Origin of the sequence: Halomonas sp. Bachu 37, from assembly GCF_039691755.1 — a bacterium.
In the GTDB taxonomy this organism is placed as follows: domain Bacteria; phylum Pseudomonadota; class Gammaproteobacteria; order Pseudomonadales; family Halomonadaceae; genus Vreelandella; species Vreelandella kashgarensis.
The window spans coordinates 659,814-683,748 of sequence record NZ_CP137552.1; the positions used below are offsets into that span (position 1 = coordinate 659,814).

The 23,935-nt window shown below is 57.3% G+C and carries 26 protein-coding genes; 17 read left to right on the forward strand and 9 right to left on the reverse strand.

Translation table 11 applies throughout. From position 1 onward, the window contains the following. Positions 1 to 33: 33 nt before the first annotated feature. Entirely contained in the window at positions 34 to 486 is a 453-nt protein-coding gene (locus tag R5M92_RS02945) for a universal stress protein (RefSeq protein ID WP_346797720.1), read from the reverse strand. Positions 487 to 633: 147 nt separating this feature from the next. Here R5M92_RS02945 and R5M92_RS02950 point away from each other — a divergent pair, with 147 nt between their 5' ends. Further along, positions 634 to 1,167: a preprotein translocase subunit YajC gene (locus R5M92_RS02950; protein ID WP_346797722.1), complete on the forward strand. Its 534-nt coding sequence runs from the start codon at positions 634 to 636 to the stop codon at positions 1,165 to 1,167. Positions 1,168 to 1,220: 53 nt separating this feature from the next. Here R5M92_RS02950 and slyA read toward each other — a convergent pair whose 3' ends face one another. Beyond that, complete coding sequence (slyA, locus tag R5M92_RS02955) at positions 1,221 to 1,664, reverse strand: transcriptional regulator SlyA (RefSeq protein WP_346797724.1); 444 nt, start codon at positions 1,662 to 1,664, stop codon at positions 1,221 to 1,223. 252 nt (positions 1,665 to 1,916) lie between these two features. After that, positions 1,917 to 3,059 (reverse strand): DUF5924 family protein, encoded by a 1,143-nt coding sequence (locus R5M92_RS02960; RefSeq protein WP_346797725.1) that lies wholly within the window; start codon positions 3,057 to 3,059, stop codon positions 1,917 to 1,919. A gap of 188 nt (positions 3,060 to 3,247) precedes the next feature. On the opposite strand from R5M92_RS02960, the gene fadB reads away from it, so the two are divergent. The 3 genes from fadB (at position 3,248) to R5M92_RS16165 (ending at position 7,024) form a co-directional block, all read left to right on the forward strand. Beyond that, the gene (gene fadB, locus R5M92_RS02965) at positions 3,248 to 5,428 is read left to right on the forward strand and encodes a fatty acid oxidation complex subunit alpha FadB (protein ID WP_346797727.1); all 2,181 of its coding nucleotides are present in this window, start codon (positions 3,248 to 3,250) and stop codon (positions 5,426 to 5,428) included. Positions 5,429 to 5,479: 51 nt separating this feature from the next. Beyond that, the gene (gene fadA / locus R5M92_RS02970; RefSeq protein WP_346797728.1) at positions 5,480 to 6,658 is read left to right on the forward strand and encodes an acetyl-CoA C-acyltransferase FadA; all 1,179 of its coding nucleotides are present in this window, start codon (positions 5,480 to 5,482) and stop codon (positions 6,656 to 6,658) included. 195 nt (positions 6,659 to 6,853) lie between these two features. Further along, entirely contained in the window at positions 6,854 to 7,024 is a 171-nt protein-coding gene (locus tag R5M92_RS16165) for a CCGSCS motif protein (protein ID WP_417339052.1), read from the forward strand. A 71-nt stretch (positions 7,025 to 7,095) separates the two neighbouring features. Here R5M92_RS16165 and R5M92_RS02975 read toward each other — a convergent pair whose 3' ends face one another. Continuing rightward, the gene (locus tag R5M92_RS02975; RefSeq protein WP_346797729.1) at positions 7,096 to 7,557 is read right to left on the reverse strand and encodes a flavodoxin family protein; all 462 of its coding nucleotides are present in this window, start codon (positions 7,555 to 7,557) and stop codon (positions 7,096 to 7,098) included. Between the two features lie 141 nt (positions 7,558 to 7,698). On the opposite strand from R5M92_RS02975, the gene thpD reads away from it, so the two are divergent. From thpD to R5M92_RS02995, 4 genes are all read left to right on the forward strand, one after another. Next, the gene (gene thpD, locus R5M92_RS02980) at positions 7,699 to 8,610 is read left to right on the forward strand and encodes an ectoine hydroxylase (protein WP_346797732.1); all 912 of its coding nucleotides are present in this window, start codon (positions 7,699 to 7,701) and stop codon (positions 8,608 to 8,610) included. Positions 8,611 to 8,762: 152 nt separating this feature from the next. After that, positions 8,763 to 10,010: a cation:proton antiporter gene (locus tag R5M92_RS02985; RefSeq protein WP_346797734.1), complete on the forward strand. Its 1,248-nt coding sequence runs from the start codon at positions 8,763 to 8,765 to the stop codon at positions 10,008 to 10,010. After that, positions 10,007 to 10,264, forward strand: a complete 258-nt coding sequence (locus R5M92_RS02990; RefSeq protein ID WP_346797736.1) for a hypothetical protein — start codon at positions 10,007 to 10,009, stop codon at positions 10,262 to 10,264. Before R5M92_RS02985 ends, R5M92_RS02990 begins: the two co-directional genes overlap by 4 nt. After that, positions 10,206 to 10,931 carry a hypothetical protein gene (locus R5M92_RS02995; RefSeq protein WP_346797738.1) on the forward strand — a complete coding sequence of 242 codons (726 nt, stop codon included), beginning with the start codon at positions 10,206 to 10,208 and terminating at the stop codon, positions 10,929 to 10,931. The genes R5M92_RS02990 and R5M92_RS02995 overlap by 59 nt, the downstream gene beginning before the upstream one ends. Here the strand turns inward: R5M92_RS02995 and R5M92_RS03000 are convergent. Then, positions 10,904 to 11,830, reverse strand: coding sequence for a complex I NDUFA9 subunit family protein (locus tag R5M92_RS03000; protein ID WP_346797739.1), 927 nt, complete (start codon positions 11,828 to 11,830; stop codon positions 10,904 to 10,906). The genes R5M92_RS02995 and R5M92_RS03000 overlap by 28 nt on opposite strands. Before the next feature lie 68 nt (positions 11,831 to 11,898). Beyond that, the gene (gene dauA / locus R5M92_RS03005) at positions 11,899 to 13,650 is read right to left on the reverse strand and encodes a C4-dicarboxylic acid transporter DauA (RefSeq protein WP_346797741.1); all 1,752 of its coding nucleotides are present in this window, start codon (positions 13,648 to 13,650) and stop codon (positions 11,899 to 11,901) included. A 191-nt stretch (positions 13,651 to 13,841) separates the two neighbouring features. Between dauA and R5M92_RS03010 the strand changes: the two genes are divergently transcribed. Beyond that, the gene (locus tag R5M92_RS03010; protein WP_346797742.1) at positions 13,842 to 14,318 is read left to right on the forward strand and encodes a YbhB/YbcL family Raf kinase inhibitor-like protein; all 477 of its coding nucleotides are present in this window, start codon (positions 13,842 to 13,844) and stop codon (positions 14,316 to 14,318) included. 100 nt (positions 14,319 to 14,418) lie between these two features. Continuing rightward, positions 14,419 to 14,760, forward strand: a complete 342-nt coding sequence (locus R5M92_RS03015; RefSeq protein WP_346797744.1) for a zinc ribbon domain-containing protein YjdM — start codon at positions 14,419 to 14,421, stop codon at positions 14,758 to 14,760. 144 nt (positions 14,761 to 14,904) lie between these two features. Here the strand turns inward: R5M92_RS03015 and R5M92_RS03020 are convergent, their stop codons facing one another. Then, entirely contained in the window at positions 14,905 to 15,108 is a 204-nt protein-coding gene (locus R5M92_RS03020) for a putative motility protein (protein ID WP_346797746.1), read from the reverse strand. 291 nt (positions 15,109 to 15,399) lie between these two features. Between R5M92_RS03020 and R5M92_RS03025 the strand changes: the two genes are divergently transcribed. The 7 genes from R5M92_RS03025 to R5M92_RS03055 all read left to right on the forward strand — a co-directional run bounded on the left by R5M92_RS03025 (position 15,400) and on the right by R5M92_RS03055 (position 22,484). Then, positions 15,400 to 15,864 carry an SUF system Fe-S cluster assembly regulator gene (locus tag R5M92_RS03025; protein ID WP_346797748.1) on the forward strand — a complete coding sequence of 155 codons (465 nt, stop codon included), beginning with the start codon at positions 15,400 to 15,402 and terminating at the stop codon, positions 15,862 to 15,864. A 99-nt stretch (positions 15,865 to 15,963) separates the two neighbouring features. Next, complete coding sequence (gene sufB, locus R5M92_RS03030; RefSeq protein WP_346797749.1) at positions 15,964 to 17,406, forward strand: Fe-S cluster assembly protein SufB; 1,443 nt, start codon at positions 15,964 to 15,966, stop codon at positions 17,404 to 17,406. 113 nt (positions 17,407 to 17,519) lie between these two features. Then, positions 17,520 to 18,269 (forward strand): Fe-S cluster assembly ATPase SufC, encoded by a 750-nt coding sequence (gene sufC / locus R5M92_RS03035; RefSeq protein ID WP_346797750.1) that lies wholly within the window; start codon positions 17,520 to 17,522, stop codon positions 18,267 to 18,269. Next, positions 18,266 to 19,612 (forward strand): Fe-S cluster assembly protein SufD, encoded by a 1,347-nt coding sequence (sufD, locus tag R5M92_RS03040; protein ID WP_346797752.1) that lies wholly within the window; start codon positions 18,266 to 18,268, stop codon positions 19,610 to 19,612. Before sufC ends, sufD begins: the two co-directional genes overlap by 4 nt. A 14-nt stretch (positions 19,613 to 19,626) precedes the next feature. Beyond that, on the forward strand, positions 19,627 to 20,898 hold the full coding sequence (locus R5M92_RS03045; protein WP_346797754.1) for a cysteine desulfurase: 1,272 nt from the start codon (positions 19,627 to 19,629) through the stop codon (positions 20,896 to 20,898). Between the two features lie 39 nt (positions 20,899 to 20,937). Continuing rightward, positions 20,938 to 21,507 (forward strand): putative Fe-S cluster assembly protein SufT, encoded by a 570-nt coding sequence (gene sufT / locus R5M92_RS03050; protein ID WP_346797755.1) that lies wholly within the window; start codon positions 20,938 to 20,940, stop codon positions 21,505 to 21,507. An 80-nt stretch (positions 21,508 to 21,587) separates the two neighbouring features. Then, entirely contained in the window at positions 21,588 to 22,484 is an 897-nt protein-coding gene (locus R5M92_RS03055; RefSeq protein ID WP_417339053.1) for a SanA/YdcF family protein, read from the forward strand. Positions 22,485 to 22,490: 6 nt separating this feature from the next. Here the strand turns inward: R5M92_RS03055 and R5M92_RS03060 are convergent, their stop codons facing one another. Both R5M92_RS03060 and rimK read right to left on the reverse strand, forming a co-directional pair. After that, on the reverse strand, positions 22,491 to 22,937 hold the full coding sequence (locus tag R5M92_RS03060) for a hypothetical protein (protein WP_346797756.1): 447 nt from the start codon (positions 22,935 to 22,937) through the stop codon (positions 22,491 to 22,493). Between the two features lie 88 nt (positions 22,938 to 23,025). Next, on the reverse strand, positions 23,026 to 23,934 hold the full coding sequence (gene rimK / locus R5M92_RS03065; RefSeq protein ID WP_346797758.1) for a 30S ribosomal protein S6--L-glutamate ligase: 909 nt from the start codon (positions 23,932 to 23,934) through the stop codon (positions 23,026 to 23,028). Between the last annotated feature and the right edge of the window lies 1 nt (position 23,935).

A 23,935-nucleotide genomic window follows, 5' to 3' on the forward strand; every position in this document is an offset into this window, starting at 1 on the left:
CACGTAAGAGTCGGTCAACAAGTGGCGACGAAATCACTCGTCGCTTTTTTCGCCTTTATGGCCCACACGCACCGCCAGCACGTCGCACTGAGCGCCATGCAACACACCCGTGGAGGTGGAACCCAGCAGCAGGGCAAAGCCATGGCGGCCATGCGAGCCCACCACGATCAGGTCAACATCGTTTTCTTCGGCGAAGCGGTGAATTTCGGTATCCGGCATGCCGACCACGACATGTTGATCCTGAGCGGGAACGTGAGGCGAGGCGATCTCCGCCAGGCGCTTCTTGGCATGATCGTCCAGTTGATCCTGAATACTGGTAAGGTCCATGGGGATATCACCACCATAGGCGAAACCCAGTGGCTCGAGGGTATGCATGATGGATATCTTGGCGCTGTCGTTACGTTCAGCGATGGCAACGGCGCGCTCCAGAACCTTGTGTGAATCCTTGGTCAGATCCACTGCGACCAGAATATGATGATAGCTCATGGGTAGCTCCTCGGGTGGTGGGATATCAAGGCGAAGGTTTAACCTACTTTAAGCGTGATGCCACCACGTAACAACGATCTGCGTCAGCTTTTACACTGGTGGCCAGTTCAGGTGGAATCAATTGGGATAAACGTTGGAGAGAATCGAATGGAATGGCTGATCATTGTCCTTATCCTGATGTTTGTAGCGGCGCCCGTCATGTGGCTCAAGCCCTCGCCGCGTCAGAAGCGCCTGGTGAAACTGCGTCGTGAACTGGGCCAACAAGGGGTGACCATAAAATTGGAAAAGCCTCCCTTGCATGAGTTCAAAGGCACCATGCCGGCGTATCGGTGGCGTTATCCGGAACAGGCACCAGGCCCCGATTTCACTCTGGTACGCGACAGCCACGCCAGCGAAGCGCTGGAGACGTACCTGCCCGGCTGGCGCTGGCGCGTAGCCCCCTTGCGGCCATTACCCGAGTCGGCGCATCCGTTTTTCGCCCGCTTGCTCGAACGTCTGCCTCAGGATGCACTTATCATCGAATCAGACCCACAAGCCTTGACGCTATGGTGGTGGGAATCCCAGAACGAAGAACGTTTTCAGCAGTATCTTGATGACTTTAAAGGCCTGCGCGATGCGCTCGCCGGGCATTCGGATCAGCCACGGACCCAACCTATGGGCCCCCTGGATACTTCTGAATAGTTATACCTCTAAATAACCAAGCGTACCGGGACCGTGTGGTCAGCTCAGAGGCGTCAGGAAGAAGTTTCCTTGGCCTGGATGGCAAGTCCATTATGCTCGATTCGTGCCAGCCAACTGTCGAGCTGCTCTATCTCTTCGTCCTTCAATCCCGCCAGCATCTCCTGGCGGGCGGTATTGGCCACGCTTTCGATCTGTTCGAACAGCGGTGTAGCGGCTGGGGTCAAATAAACACGTTTGGTGCGGCGGTCATAATCGCAGGTTCGTCTCTCGATCAGTCCCTGGGCTTCCAACTGACTTAACGTACGTACCAGGGACGGGGCTTCCACCCCAATGGCGCGTGCCAGTTCGCATTGTGGTTGGCCATCTCCCATACGTCCCAGATGGTAAAGCGTTACCCAACGAGTCTGGGTCAAGCCAAGTGGTGCCAGCCGTCGATCCAGAATGGAGCGCCATAGGTGGGGCAGACGGGCTATTCTAAAACCGATCATCGAACTCATAAGTCACGTTACACCGCAGTAGTAATGAAATTGCTATTCTATAACGCTGAAGTCGTCAGGCGCTGCACGAACTGGCCTGCACCGCTGCACCTGAAGAATTCCGTTAGAGCCTGGCCCTGCTGGTCAGCTGCAATAGGTGAAATCGTATCAATCCTTGCGTAGTTTGCAGAATAAAACCGCTTCCTGTCTTGAGTGAGCGCAATGATTGACACGAAATGACCTGCTTCGGGAGTGAACCGTTGGGCGACGGCGCTACTCCGGTTCGATATCTCCCTGGCCGGGTATGAGACGCCTGAGATTCAAGCGGCTTAGCCCGGTGCGCTGTATATGACTGTCCGCCAATGTCGCCTGTTCCGGGTCGCTTGATACCGTAAAGCGTACCAAACCGATACGTTGACCGCTGTCGGTCATGATATCGATGCGCCAATCCCCTTCTGGCTGTTCGGGAAAGTTCAGCTTGTGGCTCCAGGCCCGATAACCCTTCTCCCGGCCACCGTCGATATCCAGTTCCACACTGTCGATCAATGTTCCCTCATGATGCCATTCATGGGTAATGGTTTCGCTCAAGCCGCGTGGTGCGCGAATGGCGGTATACAGATACAGCCCGTTCTGCGCCAAGCGTTCCGGTGTTAGGGCCGCGGACCCCTCGGGGGCACGCCGCTCGGTATCCAGGGCCGGGGCCAAGGCATGTCCTGTCATCCACAAGCTTGCCGGAGGCACCCATATCCGTCCCATCCACGCCACGCTGGCAAGTGTCAGACTCAAGACGACGAGTATGCCCCAATGGGTGAACGAATGTTGTTTCAGCAGGTGCAGGACACTTGGCAGGGTAAACACCACCATGGCAATAATGGCTACTATCAGACTTTGCCCTGTGGACAGATGAAGCATGATCGGCAAGGTCACCAGAACCACGAGAAAGACGCAGTGCGCATGAAAAACGAAGAAGAGGCTACGCGAGCGACTGGCCATGCGGAAGTAGAGGGGATCGACGATGGATATCAACGCCATGGTGGCGACCAGGACGGTAAATATCACTTGGCCGCTATTCCAGACAGTAGTAGCGAGTACAAAGGGCAGGGTAAAAAAGAGCGTTTCCTGATGGATCATCTGAGCGATGAATGCGGTCACACCACCAGGCAGGGTGGGATAACCACGATGAGCGAGAAAGCGTCCGATCATGCTTTCGGAAAGCAGCAAGACCCAGGCGAACATCAGCCCCAAGGCCAGGGCGGCTCCCAGCCATTGTTGTCGATCCACCAGGAAAAAGCTGCCCAGCCCTGCGCCGAAGGCCATGGGCGGCCACAGCCAGCTCCAGGGGCGTAGTCGGGTGACAAACTGCTCGACCCTGTCTTGAAATTGCGCGAGGCGGTTGGCAGTAATAAGCGGTTTCATGGCCGGTGTCGTCTGCGAGGCAAGCGCTGATCCTAGCAGTCTCGTCATCTGCCGTGGAGTCCTGGCGCCCTTGACGAGGTGAATTAGCCAAAAGTCAGGGCTTGACGTTCTTGTTCGAGTCAACCAAGCTGTCGCAATCAAACGCCCGTATGAATGTTCGGCCAGCTCGAATTTGTGGAGATTCGCGGATGATCTATCAAGGCAATGCCATCACGGTGGCAAGAAACGGCGACGATATCGCCACTCTCACCTTCGATTTGAAGGGTGAGTCCGTCAACAAGCTTTCCAGCGCTGTCGTTCAGGAGCTGGGTGACGCGGTGAAGGCGCTGGAAAACGAGAATGGCCTGAAAGGGCTGATGATCACCAGTGGCAAGGATGCTTTCATTGTCGGTGCCGATATTACCGAGTTTCATGGTCTGTTCGACAAGGGAGAAGAGTACCTGGTCGAAATGAACCTGAAGGTTCACGACATCTTCAATGCCATTGAAGATCTTCCGTTTCCCACGGTGACCGCCATCAATGGCCTGGCGCTGGGTGGTGGCTGCGAAGTCCTGCTGACCACCGACTTCCGGGTCATGGGCGAAAAGGCCAAGATCGGGTTGCCGGAAACGAAACTGGGCATTCTGCCGGGCTGGGGCGGTTGCGTCCGCCTGCCGCGCTTGATCGGGGCCGACAACGCCGTCGAGTGGATCGCCGGCGGCACGGAAAACCGGGCAGCCGACGCATTGAAGATGGGCGCGGTGGATGCCGTGGTGCCCAACGACCAGCTTGAAGCCGCCGCGCTGGATATTCTGGCCCGTGCCGCTAGCGGCGAGCTGGATTACCAGGCCCGCCGCGACGAAAAGAAACAGCCTCTCAAGCTCAACGCCATCGAACAGATGATGGCCTTCGAGACCGCCAAGGGCTACGTGGCAGGCAAGGCCGGCCCGCACTACCCGGCCCCGGTCGAAGCCATCAAGGTGATCCAGAAAGGCGCCGGGGAAGAGCGTGCCCGCGCCCAGGCGATCGAGGCCAAGGCATTCGCCAAGCTGGCCCTGAGCAATGTTGCCTTCAACCTCGTCGGCCTGTTCATGAACGACCAGGTGGTCAAGAAGAAGGCCGGCAAGTACGAGAAGCAGGCGCAGCCGGTCAAGCAGACCGCGGTGCTGGGCGCCGGGATCATGGGTGGCGGTATCGCCTACCAGAGCGCCTCCAAGGGCACGCCGATCCTGATGAAGGATATCAAGGACGAAGCGCTTGAGCTGGGCCTGAAGGAGTCCCGCAAGCTGTTCGCCAAGCAGGTCGAGCGCAAGAAGCTCACCACCGAGCAGATGGCGGAAAAACTGACCAATATTCGCCCCACGCTCTCCTATGGTGATTTCGGCAATGTCGACCTGGTGGTGGAAGCCGTCGTCGAGAATCCCAAGGTCAAGGGAGCGGTGCTGGCTGAAGTGGAAGAAAGCGTGGGTGAAGGCACCATCCTTACCTCGAATACTTCGACCATTTCGATCAATCGGTTGGCGCAGAACCTGAAACGCCCCGAGAATTTCTGCGGCATGCACTTCTTCAATCCGGTCCATCGCATGCCGTTGGTCGAGGTGATCCGTGGCGCGAAGACCTCCGATGCCGCCGTAGGCGCTACCGTGGCCTATGCCCGCGCCATGGGCAAGACACCGATCGTGGTCAACGACTGCCCCGGATTTCTGGTCAACCGTATTCTCTTCCCCTACTTCGGCGGGTTCAGCTTCCTGGTGGAGCAAGGTGCCGATTTCCAGCGTGTCGACAAGGTGATGGAGAAATTCGGCTGGCCGATGGGGCCCGCCTACCTGCTCGATGTGGTCGGCCTGGATACTGCCGTTCATGCCGGTGAAGTGATGGCCGAAGGTTTCCCTGATCGCATGGGCAGCATGAGCGGCGAGGGTGACAAGAAGAGCGCCATCCAGCTGATGTACGAAAACGATCGTCTGGGGCAGAAGAACGACAAGGGCTTCTACGCCTATGAAGAGGACCGCAAGGGCAAGCCGAAGAAAGTCAGTGATGAGGCGGCGTATGCTCTAGTCAAGCAGGTGGTGAAGGAGGAGAAGGAATTCTCCGACGACGACATCATCGCCCGCATGATGGTGCCGCTGTGCCTGGAAACCGTGCGTTGTCTTGAAGACGACATCGTCGCTTCCCCGGCGGAAGCGGACATGGCCCTGATCTACGGCATTGGTTTTCCGCCGTTCCGTGGTGGCGCACTACGCTATATCGATGCGTTGGGTGTAGCGGAATTCGTCAAGCTGGCGGATAGACTAGCGCAAGAACTCGGTCCGTTGTATGCGCCGACCGAGAAACTGCGCAAGATGGCCGACGCCGGCAAACGTTTCTACCCCACCGCCAGCCAAGGCTGAAACCACCACGCAGAGGCCGGACAGCAGGCCTACAGGAATTAGGAGTGATCGATGAGTTTGAATCCGAGAGATATCGTGGTGGTAGATGGAGTACGTACCGCCATGGCGAAAGCCAAGAATGGTGCCTTTCGCAACGTGCGGGCGGAGAATCTTTCCGCCGCGGTAATGCAAGCACTGTTCGAGCGTAATCCCAACCTCGACCCCGGCGAAGTCGACGATGTCATCTGGGGTTGCGTCAACCAGACGCTGGAACAATCCATGAATATCGCCCGCAACGCGGCGATCATGACCGGTATTCCGCGCACGGTTCCGGCGCAAACCGTTAACCGGCTGTGCGGTTCATCGATGACGGCGCTGCATATTGCCGCGGCCAATATCAAGGCCGGCATGGGCGACTTCTACATGATCGGTGGGGTCGAGCACATGGAGCATGTGCCCATGGCTCACGGCGTCGACGTCAACCCCGCAGCCAGCAAGTACGCCGCCAAGGCGGCGATGATGATGGGCTTGACCGCCGAGCTTCTGGGCAAGATGCATGGGGTTACCCGCGAGGAGCAGGACAAGTTCGGGGTGCGTTCTCACCAGCGGGCCCAGGCGGCCAACGAACAGGGTTATTTCGATAATGAGATCATCGGCGTGGAAGGGCATGACCAGCGTGGCTTCAAGGTCATGGTCAAGCACGACGAGGTGATTCGTATCGATTCCAGCCTCGAGGAGATGGCCAAGCTCAAGCCGGTCTTCGATCCGCGCGGTGGCACCGTTTCTGCGGGTACCTCATCGGCGTTGTCGGTCGGTGCTTCGGCCATGGCGGTCATGAGCTACGAGCGTGCCCAGGCGCTGGGCCTGGAACCGATCGCAAAGGTGCTTTCCACCGGCGTGGCGGGCTGCGATGCCTCCATCATGGGCTATGGTCCGGTGCCGGCGTCCAAGAAGGCGCTCAAGGCTGCCGGGCTTTCGGCGCAGGATATCCAGACCGTAGAACTCAACGAGGCCTTCGCCGCCCAGGCGATTCCCGTCCTCAAGGATCTGGGATTCCTCGATGCCATGGACGAGAAGGTCAATCTCAATGGCGGCGCGATCGCACTCGGCCATCCGTTGGGGTGCTCTGGCTCGCGTATCTGCACCACCTTGCTGAACGTGATGCGTCAGCAGGACACTACGCTCGGCCTGGCCACCATGTGTATCGGCATGGGCCAAGGTGTGGCGACGGTCTTCGAGCGTTTGAAGTGACCTGGCTTGAAATGATTCTGACTTGAAGTAACAACATTGCTGTAGCGCAGCGCCCCCTGTTCACAAGTACGCTTCGCGGGCAGGGGGCGTCTGCTTTGATGAGGCTGATCAATCTTGTGAGCATTGACGATGTGAACAATGAGCAATAAGATGCATTTTGTATGAACTTTAATACTCCACTACGAGATCACTCCAATGGGACTACTCAAAAGCCTTTTCCAGAAGAAGGATGCGATAGATAAGCCAGTGGTGCAGACGCAGGAGCCCGTGTCGGTAAAGCCAGATAGGAGCGAGCCTGCCGCTAACGCCGTCAATAAGAAGGCAAAGCACGGAGAGGAGGGTGTTTGCTGCGGGTCATGTCAGTAACACCGCGAGTTTAGTGTACAAGTGGCACAAGTTAAATATAGCGGGCTTGCCTTTCAGGCAGGCCCGCTTCTTTACAAAACGCCTGCTTCGAGTCCGGCTGACATGGTCATCGCCAGTTCTTCTACCTGGTCGATAAAATCTTCCTGCCATTCGCCGCGCAGGGTCAGCGGTTCCTGTACCCACTTCCAACGCAAGCCTGTAACGATGCTCTCCACCGCTCGGCGGGTACCAGTACCGTCGTGTCCTGCCCGTATGTAAAGCGCACAAGGCAAGCCCTGCTTTTCCTCGAGCACGGCGTAATAGCTACGGTCGAAGAAATCCTTCAGGGCACCGCTCATATAGCCCAGGTTTTCGGTGGTGCCGAGCAGGATGCCATCACAGGCCATGACATCGTCCGGTCCGGCATCGAGAGGGGGCTTGACCACTATCTCGACGGCCTCGATATCCTCATGCCTGGCACCTGCTTCTGCCGCCTCACGCAATTTAAATGTATTGGCGGATGGCGCGTGGGCGACGATCAGCAGCTGTTTCATCACGCAAACCTCGCTAACAAGCTTATGTATTTCTTAGCATAGTGTTATCGGAAACGACTTTGCATGGAAAGCCTTGAACGTCTAGATTAGGAGGGCACCGAGGCCTAACGGTGTGTTTGTGTTATATCAAAGGAGACTGATATGAGTACTACCCAGGATCTATTCCCGACGCGGTTGGAACGCAAGATAGGGATGTTCGAGCGCCTCGATCCTGTAATTCATAGCGAAGGAGCGCAACGCAACAATGGCCCCTTGAGTGAGGAACAACTGAGCGATTACGAACGCAAGGGTTTTCTCTCCTTCGAGAATTTCTTCCCCAGAGAGGAGATGGAAGCGTTCATCCAGGAGCTGAGAGACTACGAAGACGATGAGGATCTCAAGCTTTCCGAAGGTACCGTACTCGAACCCGGACGCCAGGAAATTCGCTCGATCTTCGGCATTCATGAGCTCTCCGAGCGCTTCAGCCGCTTGACTCGTGACCCGCGCCTGTTGGCCATGGTGCAGCAGTTGCTGGGTAGCGACGTGTATATCCATCAGTCGCGTATCAATTACAAGCCCGGCTTCAAGGGTAAGGGCTTCGACTGGCACTCCGATTTCGAGACCTGGCATAGCGAAGACGGCATGCCGCGCATGCGCTCGCTGAGCTGCTCGATCATCCTTACCGACAATGGCGAATTCAACGGCCCTTTGATGCTGGTACCGGGATCGCATAATTATTTCATTCCGTGCGTGGGGCGTACTCCGGAGAACAATTACAAGGAGTCGCTCAAGAGCCAGGATGTAGGGGTGCCAGACAACGCCAGCCTGCGCCAATTGATGCTGGAAGGTGAAATAGAAGCCCCGAAAGGTGGGGCAGGCTCTCTGGTGTTGTTCGAGTGCAATACCATGCACGGCTCCAACATCAACATGTCCTGCTGGCCGCGCAGTAACCTGTTCTTCGTCTACAACAGTGTCGAAAACGGCCTGGTCGAGCCTTTCTGCGGCAATCGTCCGCGGCCTGACTTCCTGGCTAACCGCACCAATTGGCAACCATTGGAGCCGGTCGAGAGTTAATCGTCTTACTCTACTCACGCAGGCTTGTTGGCAGCTTGACGTAGTGTGTCACGCCAGAAGAAGAAAACGCCGAGGTGAAAGCTTCGGCGTTTTTGCAGGTCACAGGTAAGCAAAAACAAAATCATCTCGTTGACGATAAAGGGAACGGCGCCATGCAGGAACTCAACCTTGCTCTAGCCACCATTGCCGGAATGATCCTGGTGTTGAGCTTGTTGTCGCGGCCTGTCGACCATTCATGGCTTTCCGCTCCGCTACTGGCGTTTCTGCTGGGCTTGCTGCTGAGTCCGCAAGGCCTGGCTTGGCTTGACCCCGCTGCCTGGGGCGACAGTCGATTGTTGATGGAAGAGGTGGCGCGTTTGACCCTGGGTATCAGCTTGATGGGCATCGCATTGCGCTTGCCGCCCAAGTTCCCCCTGATCCAGTGGCGTTCCGTACTGCTGCTTCTGGTTGTGGCGATGCCGTTGATGTTCCTGATCAGCGCCTTGCTCTCTTATGGCGTGTTGGGCGTGCCCTGGCTGATTGCCATGATGATTGGTGCGAGCGTGTGCGCTACCGATCCTGTCATCGCCTCGTCGATTGTGACCGGCGGGGTGGCCAAGGAGAATTTACCCAGGGGCTTCCGGCATCTGCTTTCTACCGAGTCCGGGTGCAATGATGGCCTGGCTTATCCCTTGGCGTTGCTGCCTATCCTGCTGCTTGAGCTATCCACCGGGTCGGCCTGGACCACATGGCTGACCAGAGTGTGGCTGTGGGAGGTGGGCGGCAGCGTACTACTCGGCGCGGTACTCGGCTGGATGGGGGGAAAGGCGCTGAAATGGGCGGAAGCCAAGAACTACCTGGATCAGCCGTCGTTCCTTTCGATCACCCTGGCATTGACCCTATTTGTCCTGGGAGTGGGCAAGTTACTCCACACCGACAGCATCCTGGCGGTCTTTGTTGCGGGTTTGGCCTTCGATCAGGTGGTCGGCGGCAAGGAACGAGGAGAGGAGGACAATGTGCAGGAAGCGGTGAACATGTTCTTTACCTTGCCTGTCTTTGTGCTCTTTGGCTTGATTGCACCGTGGGCCGAATGGCTGAAGCTGGGTTGGAGCGGCGCAGGGCTAGTGATTCTGGTATTACTGCTGCGCCGCCTGCCGGTCATTATGATGATGAGACATCGGCTGCCCCCCGTAAAGGAAGTGCCTATTACCTTGATCATGGGTTGGTTCGGTCCCATCGGGGTATCGGCACTTTTCTATGCAGTGATGATTTCACAGCGTACCGGAGAGGAAATCGTCTGGGTGGTGGTCAGCTTGCTGGTCTTTGCTTCGATTATTGCGCATGGCATCACGGCGTCGCCGATGGCCAAGGCTTATCATCGTCACGCATCTGCACAAACGTCGGCGAAACAAGACGCTTGACGATTCTGGATTTTACTTCATTTGCCCACAAGCCAGGTATCTTCTACGTTGAAGTACATAAATACATGGATTTCCAAGGAGAGGACAATGTTGAAATTTCTGGCAAGTACAGCGGGAATCATCTTTCTTATCGGCCTGTTGGTGGTGATCGGCTTGTTGATGTTGATCTTCTAATTTCAGGTTTTATTGCTTTACATGCTGCTGCAGCTCTTTTTTATTGCAAGTCTGGTTTTAGTCCACGCGTTTGCGGGTAAGCTTGTGAATTTGCAGGCCATACCGCGAAGCGCGTGGTTATCCTTTGCTGGTGGGGTATCCGTCGCTTATGTATTCATCCACATATTTCCAGAGCTGACGGAAGCCCAGCAGACGATAGACGAACATGGGGCCATTTCGTATATCGAACACCATGCTTACCTGGTGGCCTTGGTAGGCTTGGCGGTGTTCTATGGCCTTGAACACATGGTCAAGTCTCCTTTGAATGCCGAGCGTCACCAGGGGGGGCACAAGAGTGAAAGCCAACCGATTGCAGCATTCTGGCTGCATATCGGCTCATTTTCTTTATATAACGCCTTGATCGGTTATTTGCTGGTAGATCAAGAGCAAAGCCCTTTGCAGATGGTGTTCTATACACTGGCGATGGGATTTCATTTTCTGGTCAATGACCATGCCCTCTTGCAGCATCATCGCCATGTTTATCTCCATCAGGGCAGGTGGATACTTTCTGCGGCGGTATTGTTCGGCTGGGTTTGCGGGCAGTTGGTGGAAGTCAGCGAAGCCGCGACTAGTACCCTGTTTGCCTTCCTTGCGGGTGGCATCGTTTTGAACATCCTGAAAGAGGAGTTGCCCGAGGAGCGCCAGAGCCGCTTCTGGCCCTTTGCTTTTGGTACTGCAGGCTATTCGGCGTTTCTGCTGGTTCTCTGAGCCGAACACTGGGACAGATAGTCACTCAACAAGCGCGGCATGATCCCCAATTCCTCGAAGGTGCCCACGTTTTCGCTGACGCTGTTGTCCTGTTGCATCAAGAATATCTGATCGTGAGTCAGCGGCGCCGACGGCAGTCGCTGAGCCAGGCTCGCAAGCAGGTGCCAGGCCAAAAAAGGGACCGGAATCAGGGGGCGTTGACGGTGACGGTGGGCCAGAACTTGCGTGATGATTTGCCGATAGGTCATGACTTCTCGACCGCCCAATTCAAAAAAGCGTCGCTCGGGTGGGCGAGGGGAGAGCGCTCTTTCCACCGCTCGGGCTACGTCGTCGACATGAACCGGTTGCAAGCGTGTCTCGCCCTTGCCGAATAGTGGAATCAATGGCAGACGTGTGAGCTGGCTGAGCGATGACAGGAAGGCGCCATCGGGGCCGAACATCACGCTGGGACGCAGTATCGTTGCCTTGGGGAAATGCTCGAGTACTGCGGCTTCGCCTTGCGCCCGGGCACGTATATACGCCGATGGTGACTGGGTGTCGGCGCCGATGCCCGAAATTTGTACCAACTGACTGACCCCGGCCTCGCGTGCCCGTCGAGCTATTCTTCCCGCGCCGTCAACATGGATATCGCTAAAGCGAATATGTCGTTTCTGTACATATAAACTCACGGCATTGGCGACACCTGTCGCGCCTTGTACCGCCTGTTTCACACTTTCCTCATCCAGTATATCGGCTTCGACAAGGGTGATGGGGTCGCCAACTTGATACCAGTCGGGCAACTTGGGATGGCGTGCCGCGATCCGCACGCTTCGTCCCGCCTCTATCAGCGCCCGCACGATGGCTTGGCCAAGAAATCCAGTGCCGCCGAAAACGGTAATGAGTCGGTGTGAATCAGCCATATCGGGTACCTGACGGCCTGAATATTGATATCGGCTTTACCTACTGACTTCCGGGTAATAAGCCAACGCTAGGCGCTTCGCGCCGGGAGGTCAACCAAGCCTTCCCGCCAACGCCACGCGAGGGTTCGGGCCGTCTCAAGTGTCGCTCGATGACTGAGCTTACCCCGCCGGGTCCGGATACCCGCGCGACGTAGCTTGAGAATGATACGGGGCGGTAACCCCACCAGAATAAGGGCAGCTCCTTGGTGCTGTATTTCATTCACCAGTGAGCCCAGTGCCGCGATAGCGGTGCCATCCATGCTTGGCACGTCCCGCATATCAAGGATAACCGTACGTATTCCGGCGTCGACGTGACGCAATGTATGCAGTGCCTTTTCCGCAGCAGCGAAGAAAAGCGGGCCATCGATATCATAAACTACTGTCTCACGAGGGAGGTTTTCGGTGAGTGCATGGTTCTCTTCAAGGCGCTGTGTGCTTGTCAGCAACGCCATGCGCCGAATGAACAAAGCCGCCGCCAGCCCGGTTCCCACCGCGACGGCCAGCACCATATCGAACACTACCGTGAGAACGAAACAGAGCAACAGGATAGTCACATCTCCCGCTGGAGCGGAACGTAGCGTGTGCCACACATGGCGTGCCTCGCTCATGTTCCAAGCCACGACCAACAGCAAGGCGGCCAACGCCGCCATCGGTACCAGGCCTAGCAGGCCTGCGAGGCCAATCACCGCCAGCAGCACCACAGCGGCGTGAATCACAGCCGCCAGGGGTGAGCGTGCGCCACTGCGAACGTTGGTAGCCGTGCGAGCAATGGCGGCTGTGGCGGTAATGCCGCCGAACAAGGGGGCGACGATATTGCCTAGACCCTGGCCGATCAATTCGGCGTTGGGGTCATGGCGAGTACGTGTCAGACCATCGGCGACTACGGCGCAAAGCAGCGATTCAATTGCCGCCAGCATGGCGATGGCGAAAGCGGGGCCAAGCAAGGCTTGAAACAAGGCGAAATTCAATAACAGTGGATTGCCATCCGGTCCGGGCAACTGCCAGGGAAGGATGAAGGAGGGAGCCAAGGGTGGGATGCCCTTGCCATGCTCACCCTGCGCTTCCCAGGTAAAACGTGAGGCAATGGTTTCGACTTCAATTCCAGACCAGCGATTGATAGCGAAGACTGCCAGGCTAGCCAGTACCAGGCCCGCCAGGGGAGCGGGAATAGGCAATCCCAGGCGGGGCCAGAGTAGCAGCAGCACCAAGGTCCAGCTGCCTATCAAGGTGGCGGTCGGGTCGAATTGAACCGTCGCGGTGGCCAGGCGTGCCAGGTTAGAGAAAAAATGCTCGCCCATTTCCAACTGATTCAAGCCAAGAAAATCCGGTACCTGGAGCATAGCGATTACCACGGCGATACCGGCGGTGAAACCGAGTACCACCGGGTAGGGTACGAACTGAATCAGCCGCCCGAGACCGGAAATACCCATCGCTACCAGAATGATTCCAGCCATCAACGTGGCTACCAGCAATCCACCCAGGCCGAACTGCTGGACAATGGGGAAGAGGATGGCAACAAAGGCAGCGGTAGGGCCGGACACATTGAAGCGGGAACCGCCGGTGAGCGCGATGATGGCGCCCGCTACAATGGCGGTATAGAGCCCATGCTGAGGTGGGACTCCCGTGGCGATGGCCAAGGCCATGGAGAGTGGTACCGCCACGGTGCCGATGGTGAGCCCTGCCATGAGGTCATGTCGTAGATCACTCAAACCGTAACCCGCACGCCAGCTATCGCTGAGGCCGGTGGCGATGCGTGGCAAAGGACGAGGGAACTTGGCCATGGGGTCTCCTTCTGACGGGAGAAACAGCATGGCATAAACTCATCAAAGGCGGGAATTTTTATCCCGGCTGATGCTTCTTGTGGTTGGCTCGGCGATACAGACCCAGGCCTGCATGAAGCGTATTGACAGAAAAGCGCCCTTCGTCGAGGCTGAAAGAGTCTGAATCCACTCTTGCAAGGAGGAGCATCGAGATGGCTTTCGCCCTATCGGACCTGACGCTGGAGAGCCCGGCCTTCGGCACTCATCAACCCATCCCCACCAAGTTTACCGGAGACGGAGAGGATGTCTCGCCGGCGCTTGCCTGGCGAGACGCGCCTGAAGGAACTCAGGGATTCGCGGTGATTTGTCACGACCCCGATGCACCGCTGGTGCAGCACGGCAGCTACGGTTTCGTTCACTGGCTACTCTATAACCTGCCGGCAGACACATTGTCTCTTGAAGAGAACACGCCGGTAGGGACCGCGGGAAGCAACGACTTCGGCAATGTCGGTTACGGCGGCCCGATGCCCCCGGAAGGGCACGGTCAACACCATTATTATTTCTGGGTGCTGGCATTGGACAGCCCCACCACCTTGCCGGCAGGATTGACTCTGCCTCAGTTACTGCAGGAAGTTGAACCTCATCTGCTGGGAATGAACCGGCTGATAGGAACGTATCGGCGCGACTGATGTGCGCTCTTTCTGTCTTCGGGCCGATTGAACGGGTGGAGCCCAGGAGTCAAGCGGTGTAGGCTCTGTCGCCTTCACCCGTCGACCGAGGAATACCTTGATGAGCGCTCTGCCCAACTGTCCTGAATGTGCTTCCGAATTTACCTATGACGATGGCTTGCAGTTCGTCTGTCCCGAATGTGGTCATGAGTGGTCCAAGGAGCAGGAGGCTGATGGGGGAGAGGAGGCGCCTGTGGTGCGTGATGCCAATGGCAACGCCCTGAATGATGGCGATGACGTCACGGTAATCAAGGATCTCAAGGTCAAGGGCAGTTCCTCGGTGGTGAAAGTGGGCACCAAGGTAAAAGGTATCCGACTAGTTGAAGGGGACCACGATATCGATTGTAAAGTGGAAGGGATCGGGCCGATGAAGTTGAAATCCGAGTTCGTCAAGAAGGCTTGATTGCGCCTGGCGCAAAATACCTGTAACTGAATTAGCACACGACCGTAAAGCAGAGCGCCCGCCAGTCAACTGATGGGCGCTCTGTTTTTACGGTCGTGACAAGTTACGGTCGTGACAAGCCAAGGCCGCTCGCCTTGTTTCATCTCACGCCGTCGTATTAATCTGGGTTCCGATGGTGCCGCTGGTGGCCAGTTGAGGCTCAAGCGACACGGATTCCATCAAATCTGCGATATGCGCTTCTTGTCCATCGAGCGCCTGTTTGAACACGCTCAGTTGTGCCTGTTGCGATGCTTGTGCTTGCTGGAGCGCCATGGAAGCACTGACGGCGTTGTTTACGGCGGAATCCATGATATTTCTCCTCGGTTGAATAGAAGTAGTAATTAATCCAACCAATCAGTTTGCTCTGATCAGTCTAGAACCATTTTTCTACGAATCTACCAGTCCCGTATGGTAAGTACAAAAACGATAGTTTCTATAAATGATAATGATTGTTGTTTTTGATGTGAATGGTATCGAACGTGCCGTTATTGTCGGTCAAGTGCGATGGATTTTGTCAGAGGGCTTCACATCATATTTATACAGGACTAAAATGGTACCCAATTAACGACACTCAGTGGTATCACGCACCGGGGTAACCACATGCTAAAGCTTTCACGGTTGACCGATTATGCCGCTGTGGTCATGGCGCAGATAGCGCGCCACCCGCAGCAGGCACATACCACCGCCGAGCTGGCGCAGGCGGTTCAACTACCGCACCCGACGGTGAGCAAGACACTCAAGATGCTGGTTCGCGCCGGTCTGTTGAAATCCCAGCGAGGCTCCCAAGGTGGCTATCAGCTGGCAAGGGCCGCCTCGAGAATCACGGCGGCCGATATCATTGCCGCCATCGAAGGCCCTGTGGCAATGACGGAATGCAGCCAGGCGGAAGGCGACTGTGAATTGGCGGCCACCTGTGGGGTGGCGGATAACTGGCAGCGTGTCTCGCTGGCGATTCGTGGCTTGCTCGATAGCGTCACGCTGGCCCACCTGGCGGCGACGTCGCCGATCAAGCTGCCGGTTCAATTGCCTATCCAGAGTGTGAGCTTGGCGGCTGAGTCGGCCTGAGTCGTATCCGAATCGATATCGTGCCCTGATTGGAGGCACGCAATTATTGCTCTAGGCGAGCACACAACTCGCCCGCCCAACTGCCCGGAGGGGAAGACCATGGCAAGCGAAGAAATGGAACAGTTGGTTCGTCGCGATTATAAAGAAGGCTTCGTAACCGATATCGAAAGCGAGACCGTACCACCGGGTCTCGACGAGAACACCATCGCCTTCATTTCGAAGAAGAAGGGCGAACCCGATTGGATGCTGCAGTGGCGCCTGGACGCCTATCACCAGTGGCTGAAGATGAAGTCACCCTCTTGGGCCCATCTAGATTATCCGCCCATCGATTATCAGGCCATCTCCTATTACAGCGCACCCAAGCGCCCCGAGGACATGCCCCAGAGCCTGGATGAAGTAGATCCCAAGCTGCTGGAAACCTACGAGAAGCTGGGCATTCCGCTGCACGAACGGGCAGCGCTGGCGGGTGTGGCGGTGGATGCGGTGTTCGATTCCGTATCCGTCACCACCACCTTCAAGAAGGAGTTGGCGGAAGCCGGGGTCATCTTCTGCTCCATTTCCGATGCCATCCGCGACTACCCAGAACTGATCAAGCAGTATCTGGGCACCGTGGTGCCGGTGAGCGACAATTACTTCGCTGCTCTCAACTCGGCGGTCTTCACCGATGGCTCCTTCGTCTTCGTGCCCGAAGGCGTGACGTGCCCGATGGAGCTTTCGACTTATTTTCGCATCAACGCCGCCAATACCGGGCAGTTCGAACGCACCCTGATCATCTGCGAAAGTCGGGCTCAGGTCTCGTATCTTGAGGGCTGTACCGCACCGATGCGCGATGAAAATCAGCTGCACGCGGCGGTGGTCGAACTGGTGGCACTCGATGACGCCTACATCAAGTACTCAACGGTGCAGAACTGGTATCCCGGCGACGAAGAGGGCAAGGGCGGCATCTACAACTTCGTCACCAAGCGCGGCGACTGCCGTGGCGACCGTTCGCGGATCAGCTGGACCCAGGTCGAGACCGGCTCCGCCATCACCTGGAAATACCCCTCGTGCGTGTTGCGCGGCAAGGACAGCGTCGGCGAGTTCTACTCCGTGGCGGTGACCAATGGACGCCAGCAGGCGGATACCGGTACCAAGATGATCCATATCGGTGAAGGCACGCGCTCCTATATCGTCTCGAAGGGGATCGCTGCCGGTCGCAGCGACCAGTCCTACCGTGGCCTGGTCAAGATCGGCCCGCGTGCCAAGGGCGCGCGCAACTTCACCCAGTGTGATTCGCTGCTGATCGGCGATACCTGCGGCGCGCATACCTTCCCCTATCAGGAAATTGGCAACAGCACCGCCACGGTGGAGCACGAAGCAACCACATCGAAGATCGGCGAAGATCAGCTGTTCTATTGTCAAAGCCGCGGTATCAGTGAAGAAGATGCCGTGAGCATGATCGTCAATGGTTTCTGCAAGGATGTCTTCCAGGAGCTGCCGATGGAGTTTGCCGTCGAAGCGGAAGCCCTGCTCAACGTCACGCTCGAAGGCGCCGTAGGCTGATAGAACCGACTGAGCGACGCCTCACGATGTCGCTCATGACGCGCCTCGCGTGAAGCGGAATTAACTTAATTCGGGTCGCAGTGGCGGCTCGCCAGAATCGAAAGGTACTCAAGATGCTCGAAGTCAAGGATCTGCACGTCAAGGTGGAAGGTACGGAAATCCTCAAGGGTCTGAACCTGACCATTCAGGCCGGGGAAGTCCATGCCATCATGGGTCCCAACGGGGCGGGCAAGTCCACCCTGTCGGCGGTCATTGCCGGCAAGGATGGCTATGAGGTGACTTCCGGCACCATCACTTTCGAAGGCCAGGATGTGCTGGAGATGGAAATCGAGGAGCGCGCCCAGGCCGGGCTGTTGCTGGGCTTCCAATACCCGGTGGAGATCCCTGGGGTCAAGAACATCTATTTGCTCAAGGCAGCCTTGAACGCACAGCGTGAAGCGCGGGGTGAAAGCGAGATACCCGCTCCCGAATTCATGAAACTGATCAAGGAAAAGCTGGCCTTCATGAAGATGGATGCCAGCTTCCTCCAGCGCGCGGTGAACGAAGGCTTCTCCGGCGGAGAGAAAAAGCGCAACGAGATCCTGCAGATGCTGGTATTGCAGCCCAAGCTTGCGATGCTCGACGAGATCGACTCGGGTCTGGATATCGACGCCATGCGGGTCGTCGCCGATGGCGTGAACAGCCTGCGTGCCAACGAGCGTGCCATCCTCATGGTGACTCACTACCAGCGGCTACTGGACTACGTGGTGCCGGACAAGGTGCATGTGCTGGTCGATGGCCGCATCGTCAAGAGTGGAGACGCGCAACTGGCCAAGCAGCTTGAAGCCCAGGGCTATGAAGGTATCGAGGAGACCGCTGCATGAGCGATGTAACCCATTTCATGGACGCGTTTGTCGCTCGCGCCGAGCAGCGCGGGCCGGAACCTACCTGGATCGCCGCGCGGCGTCAGGCGGGCGCGGCTCGTTTCGAGGCGATGGGTTTTCCCACACGGCGCGATGAGGCGTGGAAATATACCGATGTGCGTCCCATTTCCCGTGGCCGGTTTGCGTTCGCCGAGAGTGCGGATTTTTCACCAGCCAAGGCGGCGGCACTGACCTTGCCGGTCGACGCGTACCGCCTCACGTTGGTTGACGGTATCTTCTCGAGTGCATTATCGGAGCTCGATGGTCTTCCCGAAAGCGTTCATCTGATGCCGCTTTCCCAGGCACTGGAGAATAACCACGAAGCGGTGGGCGGCCCGCTGGGGCGCTTGACGGGCGTCGAATTTTCACCTTTTTCCGCACTCAATACCGCTTTCACCGAAGAGGGCGTTGTCATCCGTCTGGCGCCCGGTACGGTGGTGGACAAGCCCATTTTGGTGCAGTTCCTTTCCACCCAAGGCGAGCAGCCGGTGATGAGCCACCCGCGTATCCTGGTAGAAGCCGGTGCCCGTAGCGAGGCCACGCTGATCGAGCACCACATCGGTGAAACGGATGCCGCCAACTTCACCAATCTGGTGGCCGAGATCATGCTGGATCGTGGGGCCATATTCACCCACTACAAGCTTCAGGAAGCACCGCTGGGCGACCTGCATGTCTCCAGCACTCATGTCGAGCAGGGACGCGACACGCGCTACACCTCCTATAGCCTCAACCTGGGCGGCGCACTGGTGCGAAACGACCTGATTGCCGACTTGAACGGCCAGGGCGCCGAAGCCAATTTCTATGGGCTCTTCTACGGCCAGGGTCGTCAGCACGTTGATAACCATACCCTGGCCAACCACAATGCTCCTCTCACGTTCTCCAACGAGAATTACAAGGGCATTCTGGATGATCGCGCTCATGGCGTGTTCAACGGCAAGGTTGTGGTGAAGCGCGATAGCCAGAAGATCGAAGGCTTCCAGAGCAACGCCAACCTGCTGCTGTCGGACCGCGCGGAGATCGATGCCAAGCCCGAACTGGAAATCTATGCCGACGACGTCAAGTGCTCCCATGGTTCCACCACGGGCCAGTTGGACGAAGAGGCGGTCTACGCCCTTCGTACTCGGGGTATCGACGAGCAAACCGCCCGAGGGCTATTGACGCTGGCATTCGCCGGAGAAGTGATGGAGCAGGTAGATATCGATGCCATCGCCGAGCGTGTCGAGCGTGCGGTAGCCGGCAAGCTGCCCGAGCGGTTCAATCTGGCGGGCTTGGTTGAAGTCGCCGCCGCCCTCAACGACGCATAAGCGAGGAGTCTTGCATGTCACATCCGGCCATCGAGCGTGCATCGGAGCAGCGTGTCATCCAACCGGCACTGGACGTGGCCGCTGTGCGCCAGGACTTTCCGATATTGAGTCGCCAGGTACACGGCAAGCCGCTGGTTTACCTGGACAATGCCGCGACCAGTCAGACGCCGCGGCAAGTCATCGATGCATTCGATGATTACTACAGCCGCTATAACGCCAATATCCACCGTGGCCTGCACACCCTGTCCGACGAAGCGACGGCGGCTTTCGAGGGCACTCGGGAGACGGTTCGCGCTTTCCTGGGAGCAGCGGACGCGCGTCAGATCATTTTCACACGGGGTACTACCGAAGCGATCAATCTGGTAGCCAACAGCTGGGGGCGGGCTAACCTCAAGGCCGGCGACGAAGTTCTGATCTCGATGCTCGAGCACCACTCGAATATCGTGCCCTGGCAGCTTCTGGCCGCAGAGATTGGCTTTACCCTCAAGGTAATCCCGGTAGATGAAAGGGGCGCGCTGGATCAACAGGCCTATCGGGCGCTGTTGAGTGAGCGCACGCGCCTGGTGGCGGTCAATCATGTATCCAACGCCTTGGGTACCGTGAATCCCGTGGCGGAAATGGCTCGTCTGGCTCATGAACAGGGGGCTTTGATTCTTGTCGATGGCGCCCAGGCCACTCCCCACCAGCGGGTGAATGTCGACGCTATCGATGCGGATTTCTACGCCTTTTCGGGACACAAGATCTACGGGCCGACCGGTGTCGGCGTGCTCTATGGTCGACGCGAGCTGCTCGAGGCAATGCCCCCGTGGCAAGGCGGCGGGGAGATGATCAAGACGGTCTCCTTCGATAGCCCCACTACCTTTGCCGCCATTCCCCACAAGTTCGAGGCCGGAACCCCGGCGATTGCCGAGGTGATTGCCCTGGGGAAGGCCATTGAATGGATAGAAGGGGTCGGTATCGAGAAGATCGGGGCCTGGGAGGGCGAGTTGCTGGCGCACGCCACGCAAGAGGTACAGGCGATCGATGGCTTGCGCATTCTGGGAACCTCGCCGGAGAAAGCCGCCGTGCTCTCGTTTGTGGTGGATGGCGCTCACTCCCAGGATATCGGCTTGTTGATCGACCAGCTCGGTGTGGCCATTCGCACGGGACACCATTGTGCCCAGCCCTTGCTGGCGCAATTTGGCGTCGATGCCACCTGTCGCGCCTCGTTTGCCGCTTACAATACCCTCGAGGAAGTCGAGACTTTCGTTGCTGCCTTGCAGCGGGTCATTACGATGCTGCGCTAAACCAAGCTGAGTTAATCACTGCTGCGCTAAGAGAAGCTTATGGACATCGAGCAAGTCAGCGGCCTGGAAAAAGGCCGCATACTCCCCCTGCAGCGCGACGTGGATGCCATTGCCATTCCCTTCGGCAAGACCGAGACCCTGCCCGAAGACAGCTCAGTGAGCATCATGCAAGCCAAGGGTAGTTCGGTCAGCGTGGGTTACGAAGGCCGCTTGTATCTGATCGAAGGCAGTAATCTGGATGCCCTGGGGTTGGAGCCACTACCGCGTCCGACACTGCCCGAAGACGCCTCGGATGATGAGATCGAGCAATTTGTCTGGGGCCAGCTCAGAACCTGCTTCGATCCCGAGATTCCCGTCAACATCGTCGATCTTGGCCTCGTCTACGGCTGCCGTATCGAGCGCTTGATAAGCGGTGGGCGCATCGTGACCATCCGCATGACGCTGACCGCTCCCGGCTGTGGTATGGGAGACGTAATAGCAGCTGATGCCCGCAACAAGATCCTGGGGGCGCCTCAAATCAGCAAGGTCCATACGGAAATCGTCTTTAGCCCGCCATGGAGCCGCGATATGATGAGCGACGAAGCTAAGCTAGAATTGGGAATGTTCTAATCGCGGCGAAGGTCGATCTTGACCTGCTTTCTCCCTCTGGTTGGTGAAAGGAGCCGCTATGCCCAGGCTGAAGAAACGTAATGCAACCGCCGGTTGGTAGAGGGATAACGCTGGTCATCAGGTCGCTGGGAGCCATTCTGCTTCTGGCGGCTTTATTATTGGTAGGTGCGAACTTGTGGATACTGGGCAGAACGCTGCCCTATATCGAGCGTGACATGGGGCAATGCGCCGCCCAGGAGGTGGGGATTGTCTTCGGCACCTCGAATTGGACCCGCAGCGGTGTTCGCAATCCGCATTTTCATGGCCGCATGGCCACCGCAGCAAGATTGATTGAAGACGATCAGTTGGAACATTTGCTGATTTCCGGCGATAACCGCACTCAAGCCTACAACGAGCCGCGGGCGATGTGGCGTGAGCTTTCTCGGCGGGGCGTAGCAGCCGAACAGATGACCATGGACTTCGCCGGGTTCAGCACTTTCGATACCCTGGCTCGGGCACGCGACGTGTTCGAAGTGGATAGTGCCATGTTGATTACTCAAGACTGGCATTTGCCGCGTGCCGTTTATATTGGCAGGGTGCTGGGCATGGAGGTCAACGGCTGTGCCGCCTATGAACGAACGGTATCGAGTGTCTGGCAGCTACGCATGCGGGAATGGGTGGCACGTGTGGCCACTCTCGGCGATTTGTACTTGTGGGGACGCAAGCCCTACTTCCTGGGGCCAGTTGAACCACTGATCCTGCCGGTGGTAGGTCCTAGGGCACTTGAACCTCTCGAGCCATCAGAAGCTTTTGAGAAATCAGAAGCTTTTGAGGAATCAGACACCTTCGAGCAATTGGAGCTCCTCCAGAAGCCTGAGCCTGTCAGGAGACTTGAGCTCTTCGAGAATGGTGGCGAAGAAAATAGTGGCGAAGAAGATAGTGACGAGGAAAAAGGTGTCGAGCCCGACCCCGGGCTTTCCGGGATGACCAACGAATAGATGACGTCAACGACGGGCCTTGCGTTTCTGCAGGCTGTAAAGCTCCCGAATCAGCGTTCTGCAACCTTTCCAGCACTCCTCGACGACCGGTTCGATGGGATCGGGCAGGGGGTGGGTATACAAGTTGGAGAGCGCTTGCATGAGAACCCGTTCCTGCTCCAGCAGCTCATTGATCAAGACCTGACTATCGTTGCCCACGAAGCTCTTCAGGCGACTCCATAACCAGAGAAAGTCATCACGCTCGACATCCGCGTCACGGGGAAGCATCTTGAGATGCGTTCTCGCCAGTTCCTGAAGCTCGCGCATCTGCTTCATTCTCGCTTCATAATGCGGTTTCAATGCATCACGCAGCGAGGGGCGCAGGCGTTCGATATTATCCTGAAAATAATCAATGCTGTCGGCCAGCGCTTCCAATGCGCTATCCATCGCCACTTGGCGATTGTCGAGAAACATGAGCGTCTACCTCCTTCGGTGACGCAGATTGTGGCGTTGACCGAGCCGTTTTGCCACCCCTGACAGTAATTATTTTGCGCCTTTTTGCTTAGCCTTTCGGCTTGGTTGGCGTTTTACGCGGCAGCGCAGCATTCTTTTCGATATGTTCGATAATCATGCCGGCGATGTCCTTGCCCGTGGCCGCCTCGATTCCCTGCAATCCCGGAGAGGAGTTGACCTCCATGATGACCGGTCCATGGTTGGAGCGCAGCAGGTCCACCCCGGCCACCCGCAATCCCATGGCCTTGGCGGCACGAATCGCCGTGGAGCGCTCTTCGGGGGTGATGCGAATGACGCTGGCGGTTCCGCCCCGGTGCAGGTTGGAACGAAACTCTCCTTCCGCTGCCTGGCGCTTCATCGATGCCACTACCTTGTCACCAATCACAAAGCAGCGAATATCGGCACCTCTGGCTTCCTTGATGTACTCCTGGACCATGATGTTGGTCTTCATTCCCATGAAGGCCTGGATGACCGACTCGGCGGCCTGGTTGGTTTCCGCCAATACCACGCCAATGCCCTGCGTGCCTTCGAGTAGCTTGATGACCAGCGGAGCGCCCTTGACCATGGTGATCAAATCGGGAATGTCATCCGGTGAGTGGGCGAAACCGGTAATCGGCAGGCCTAGTCCCTTGCGCGAGAGTAGCTGCAGGGAACGTAGCTTGTCCCTTGAGCGCGTGATGGAGACGGAGTCGTTGAGCACGTAGGTGCTCATCATCTCGAATTGACGCAACACCGCGCAGCCGTAGAACGTGACCGAAGCGCCGATGCGCGGTATCACGGCATCGAATGGCTCGATTTCCGCACCCTTGTAGTGAATGGAAGGGTGATGGGACGCAATGCTCATATAGCAACGTAATGTATCGACGACACGGGCCGAATGGCCACGGCTTTCGGCGGCTTCCACCAGGCGCCGGGTCGAGTAGAGGTTGCGATTTCGAGAAAGCAGAGCAATATGCATG

Bases quoted from the DNA above. Each gene is read 5' to 3' on its own strand.
- R5M92_RS02945 (WP_346797720.1), bottom strand. From the start codon at position 486: ATGAGCTATCATCATATTCTGGTCGCAGTGGATCTGACCAAGGATTCA.
- R5M92_RS02950 (WP_346797722.1), top strand. From the start codon at position 634: ATGGAATGGCTGATCATTGTCCTTATCCTGATGTTTGTAGCGGCGCCC.
- slyA (WP_346797724.1), bottom strand. From the start codon at position 1,664: ATGAGTTCGATGATCGGTTTTAGAATAGCCCGTCTGCCCCACCTATGG.
- R5M92_RS02960 (WP_346797725.1), bottom strand. From the start codon at position 3,059: ATGAAACCGCTTATTACTGCCAACCGCCTCGCGCAATTTCAAGACAGG.
- fadB (WP_346797727.1), top strand. From the start codon at position 3,248: ATGATCTATCAAGGCAATGCCATCACGGTGGCAAGAAACGGCGACGAT.
- fadA (WP_346797728.1), top strand. From the start codon at position 5,480: ATGAGTTTGAATCCGAGAGATATCGTGGTGGTAGATGGAGTACGTACC.
- R5M92_RS16165 (WP_417339052.1), top strand. From the start codon at position 6,854: ATGGGACTACTCAAAAGCCTTTTCCAGAAGAAGGATGCGATAGATAAG.
- R5M92_RS02975 (WP_346797729.1), bottom strand. From the start codon at position 7,557: ATGAAACAGCTGCTGATCGTCGCCCACGCGCCATCCGCCAATACATTT.
- thpD (WP_346797732.1), top strand. From the start codon at position 7,699: ATGAGTACTACCCAGGATCTATTCCCGACGCGGTTGGAACGCAAGATA.
- R5M92_RS02985 (WP_346797734.1), top strand. From the start codon at position 8,763: ATGCAGGAACTCAACCTTGCTCTAGCCACCATTGCCGGAATGATCCTG.
- R5M92_RS02995 (WP_346797738.1), top strand. From the start codon at position 10,206: ATGCTGCTGCAGCTCTTTTTTATTGCAAGTCTGGTTTTAGTCCACGCG.
- R5M92_RS03000 (WP_346797739.1), bottom strand. From the start codon at position 11,830: ATGGCTGATTCACACCGACTCATTACCGTTTTCGGCGGCACTGGATTT.
- dauA (WP_346797741.1), bottom strand. From the start codon at position 13,650: ATGGCCAAGTTCCCTCGTCCTTTGCCACGCATCGCCACCGGCCTCAGC.
- R5M92_RS03010 (WP_346797742.1), top strand. From the start codon at position 13,842: ATGGCTTTCGCCCTATCGGACCTGACGCTGGAGAGCCCGGCCTTCGGC.
- R5M92_RS03015 (WP_346797744.1), top strand. From the start codon at position 14,419: ATGAGCGCTCTGCCCAACTGTCCTGAATGTGCTTCCGAATTTACCTAT.
- R5M92_RS03020 (WP_346797746.1), bottom strand. From the start codon at position 15,108: ATGGATTCCGCCGTAAACAACGCCGTCAGTGCTTCCATGGCGCTCCAG.
- R5M92_RS03025 (WP_346797748.1), top strand. From the start codon at position 15,400: ATGCTAAAGCTTTCACGGTTGACCGATTATGCCGCTGTGGTCATGGCG.
- sufB (WP_346797749.1), top strand. From the start codon at position 15,964: ATGGCAAGCGAAGAAATGGAACAGTTGGTTCGTCGCGATTATAAAGAA.
- sufC (WP_346797750.1), top strand. From the start codon at position 17,520: ATGCTCGAAGTCAAGGATCTGCACGTCAAGGTGGAAGGTACGGAAATC.
- sufD (WP_346797752.1), top strand. From the start codon at position 18,266: ATGAGCGATGTAACCCATTTCATGGACGCGTTTGTCGCTCGCGCCGAG.
- R5M92_RS03045 (WP_346797754.1), top strand. From the start codon at position 19,627: ATGTCACATCCGGCCATCGAGCGTGCATCGGAGCAGCGTGTCATCCAA.
- sufT (WP_346797755.1), top strand. From the start codon at position 20,938: ATGGACATCGAGCAAGTCAGCGGCCTGGAAAAAGGCCGCATACTCCCC.
- R5M92_RS03055 (WP_417339053.1), top strand. From the start codon at position 21,588: ATGCAACCGCCGGTTGGTAGAGGGATAACGCTGGTCATCAGGTCGCTG.
- R5M92_RS03060 (WP_346797756.1), bottom strand. From the start codon at position 22,937: ATGTTTCTCGACAATCGCCAAGTGGCGATGGATAGCGCATTGGAAGCG.
- rimK (WP_346797758.1), bottom strand. From the start codon at position 23,934: ATGCATATTGCTCTGCTTTCTCGAAATCGCAACCTCTACTCGACCCGG.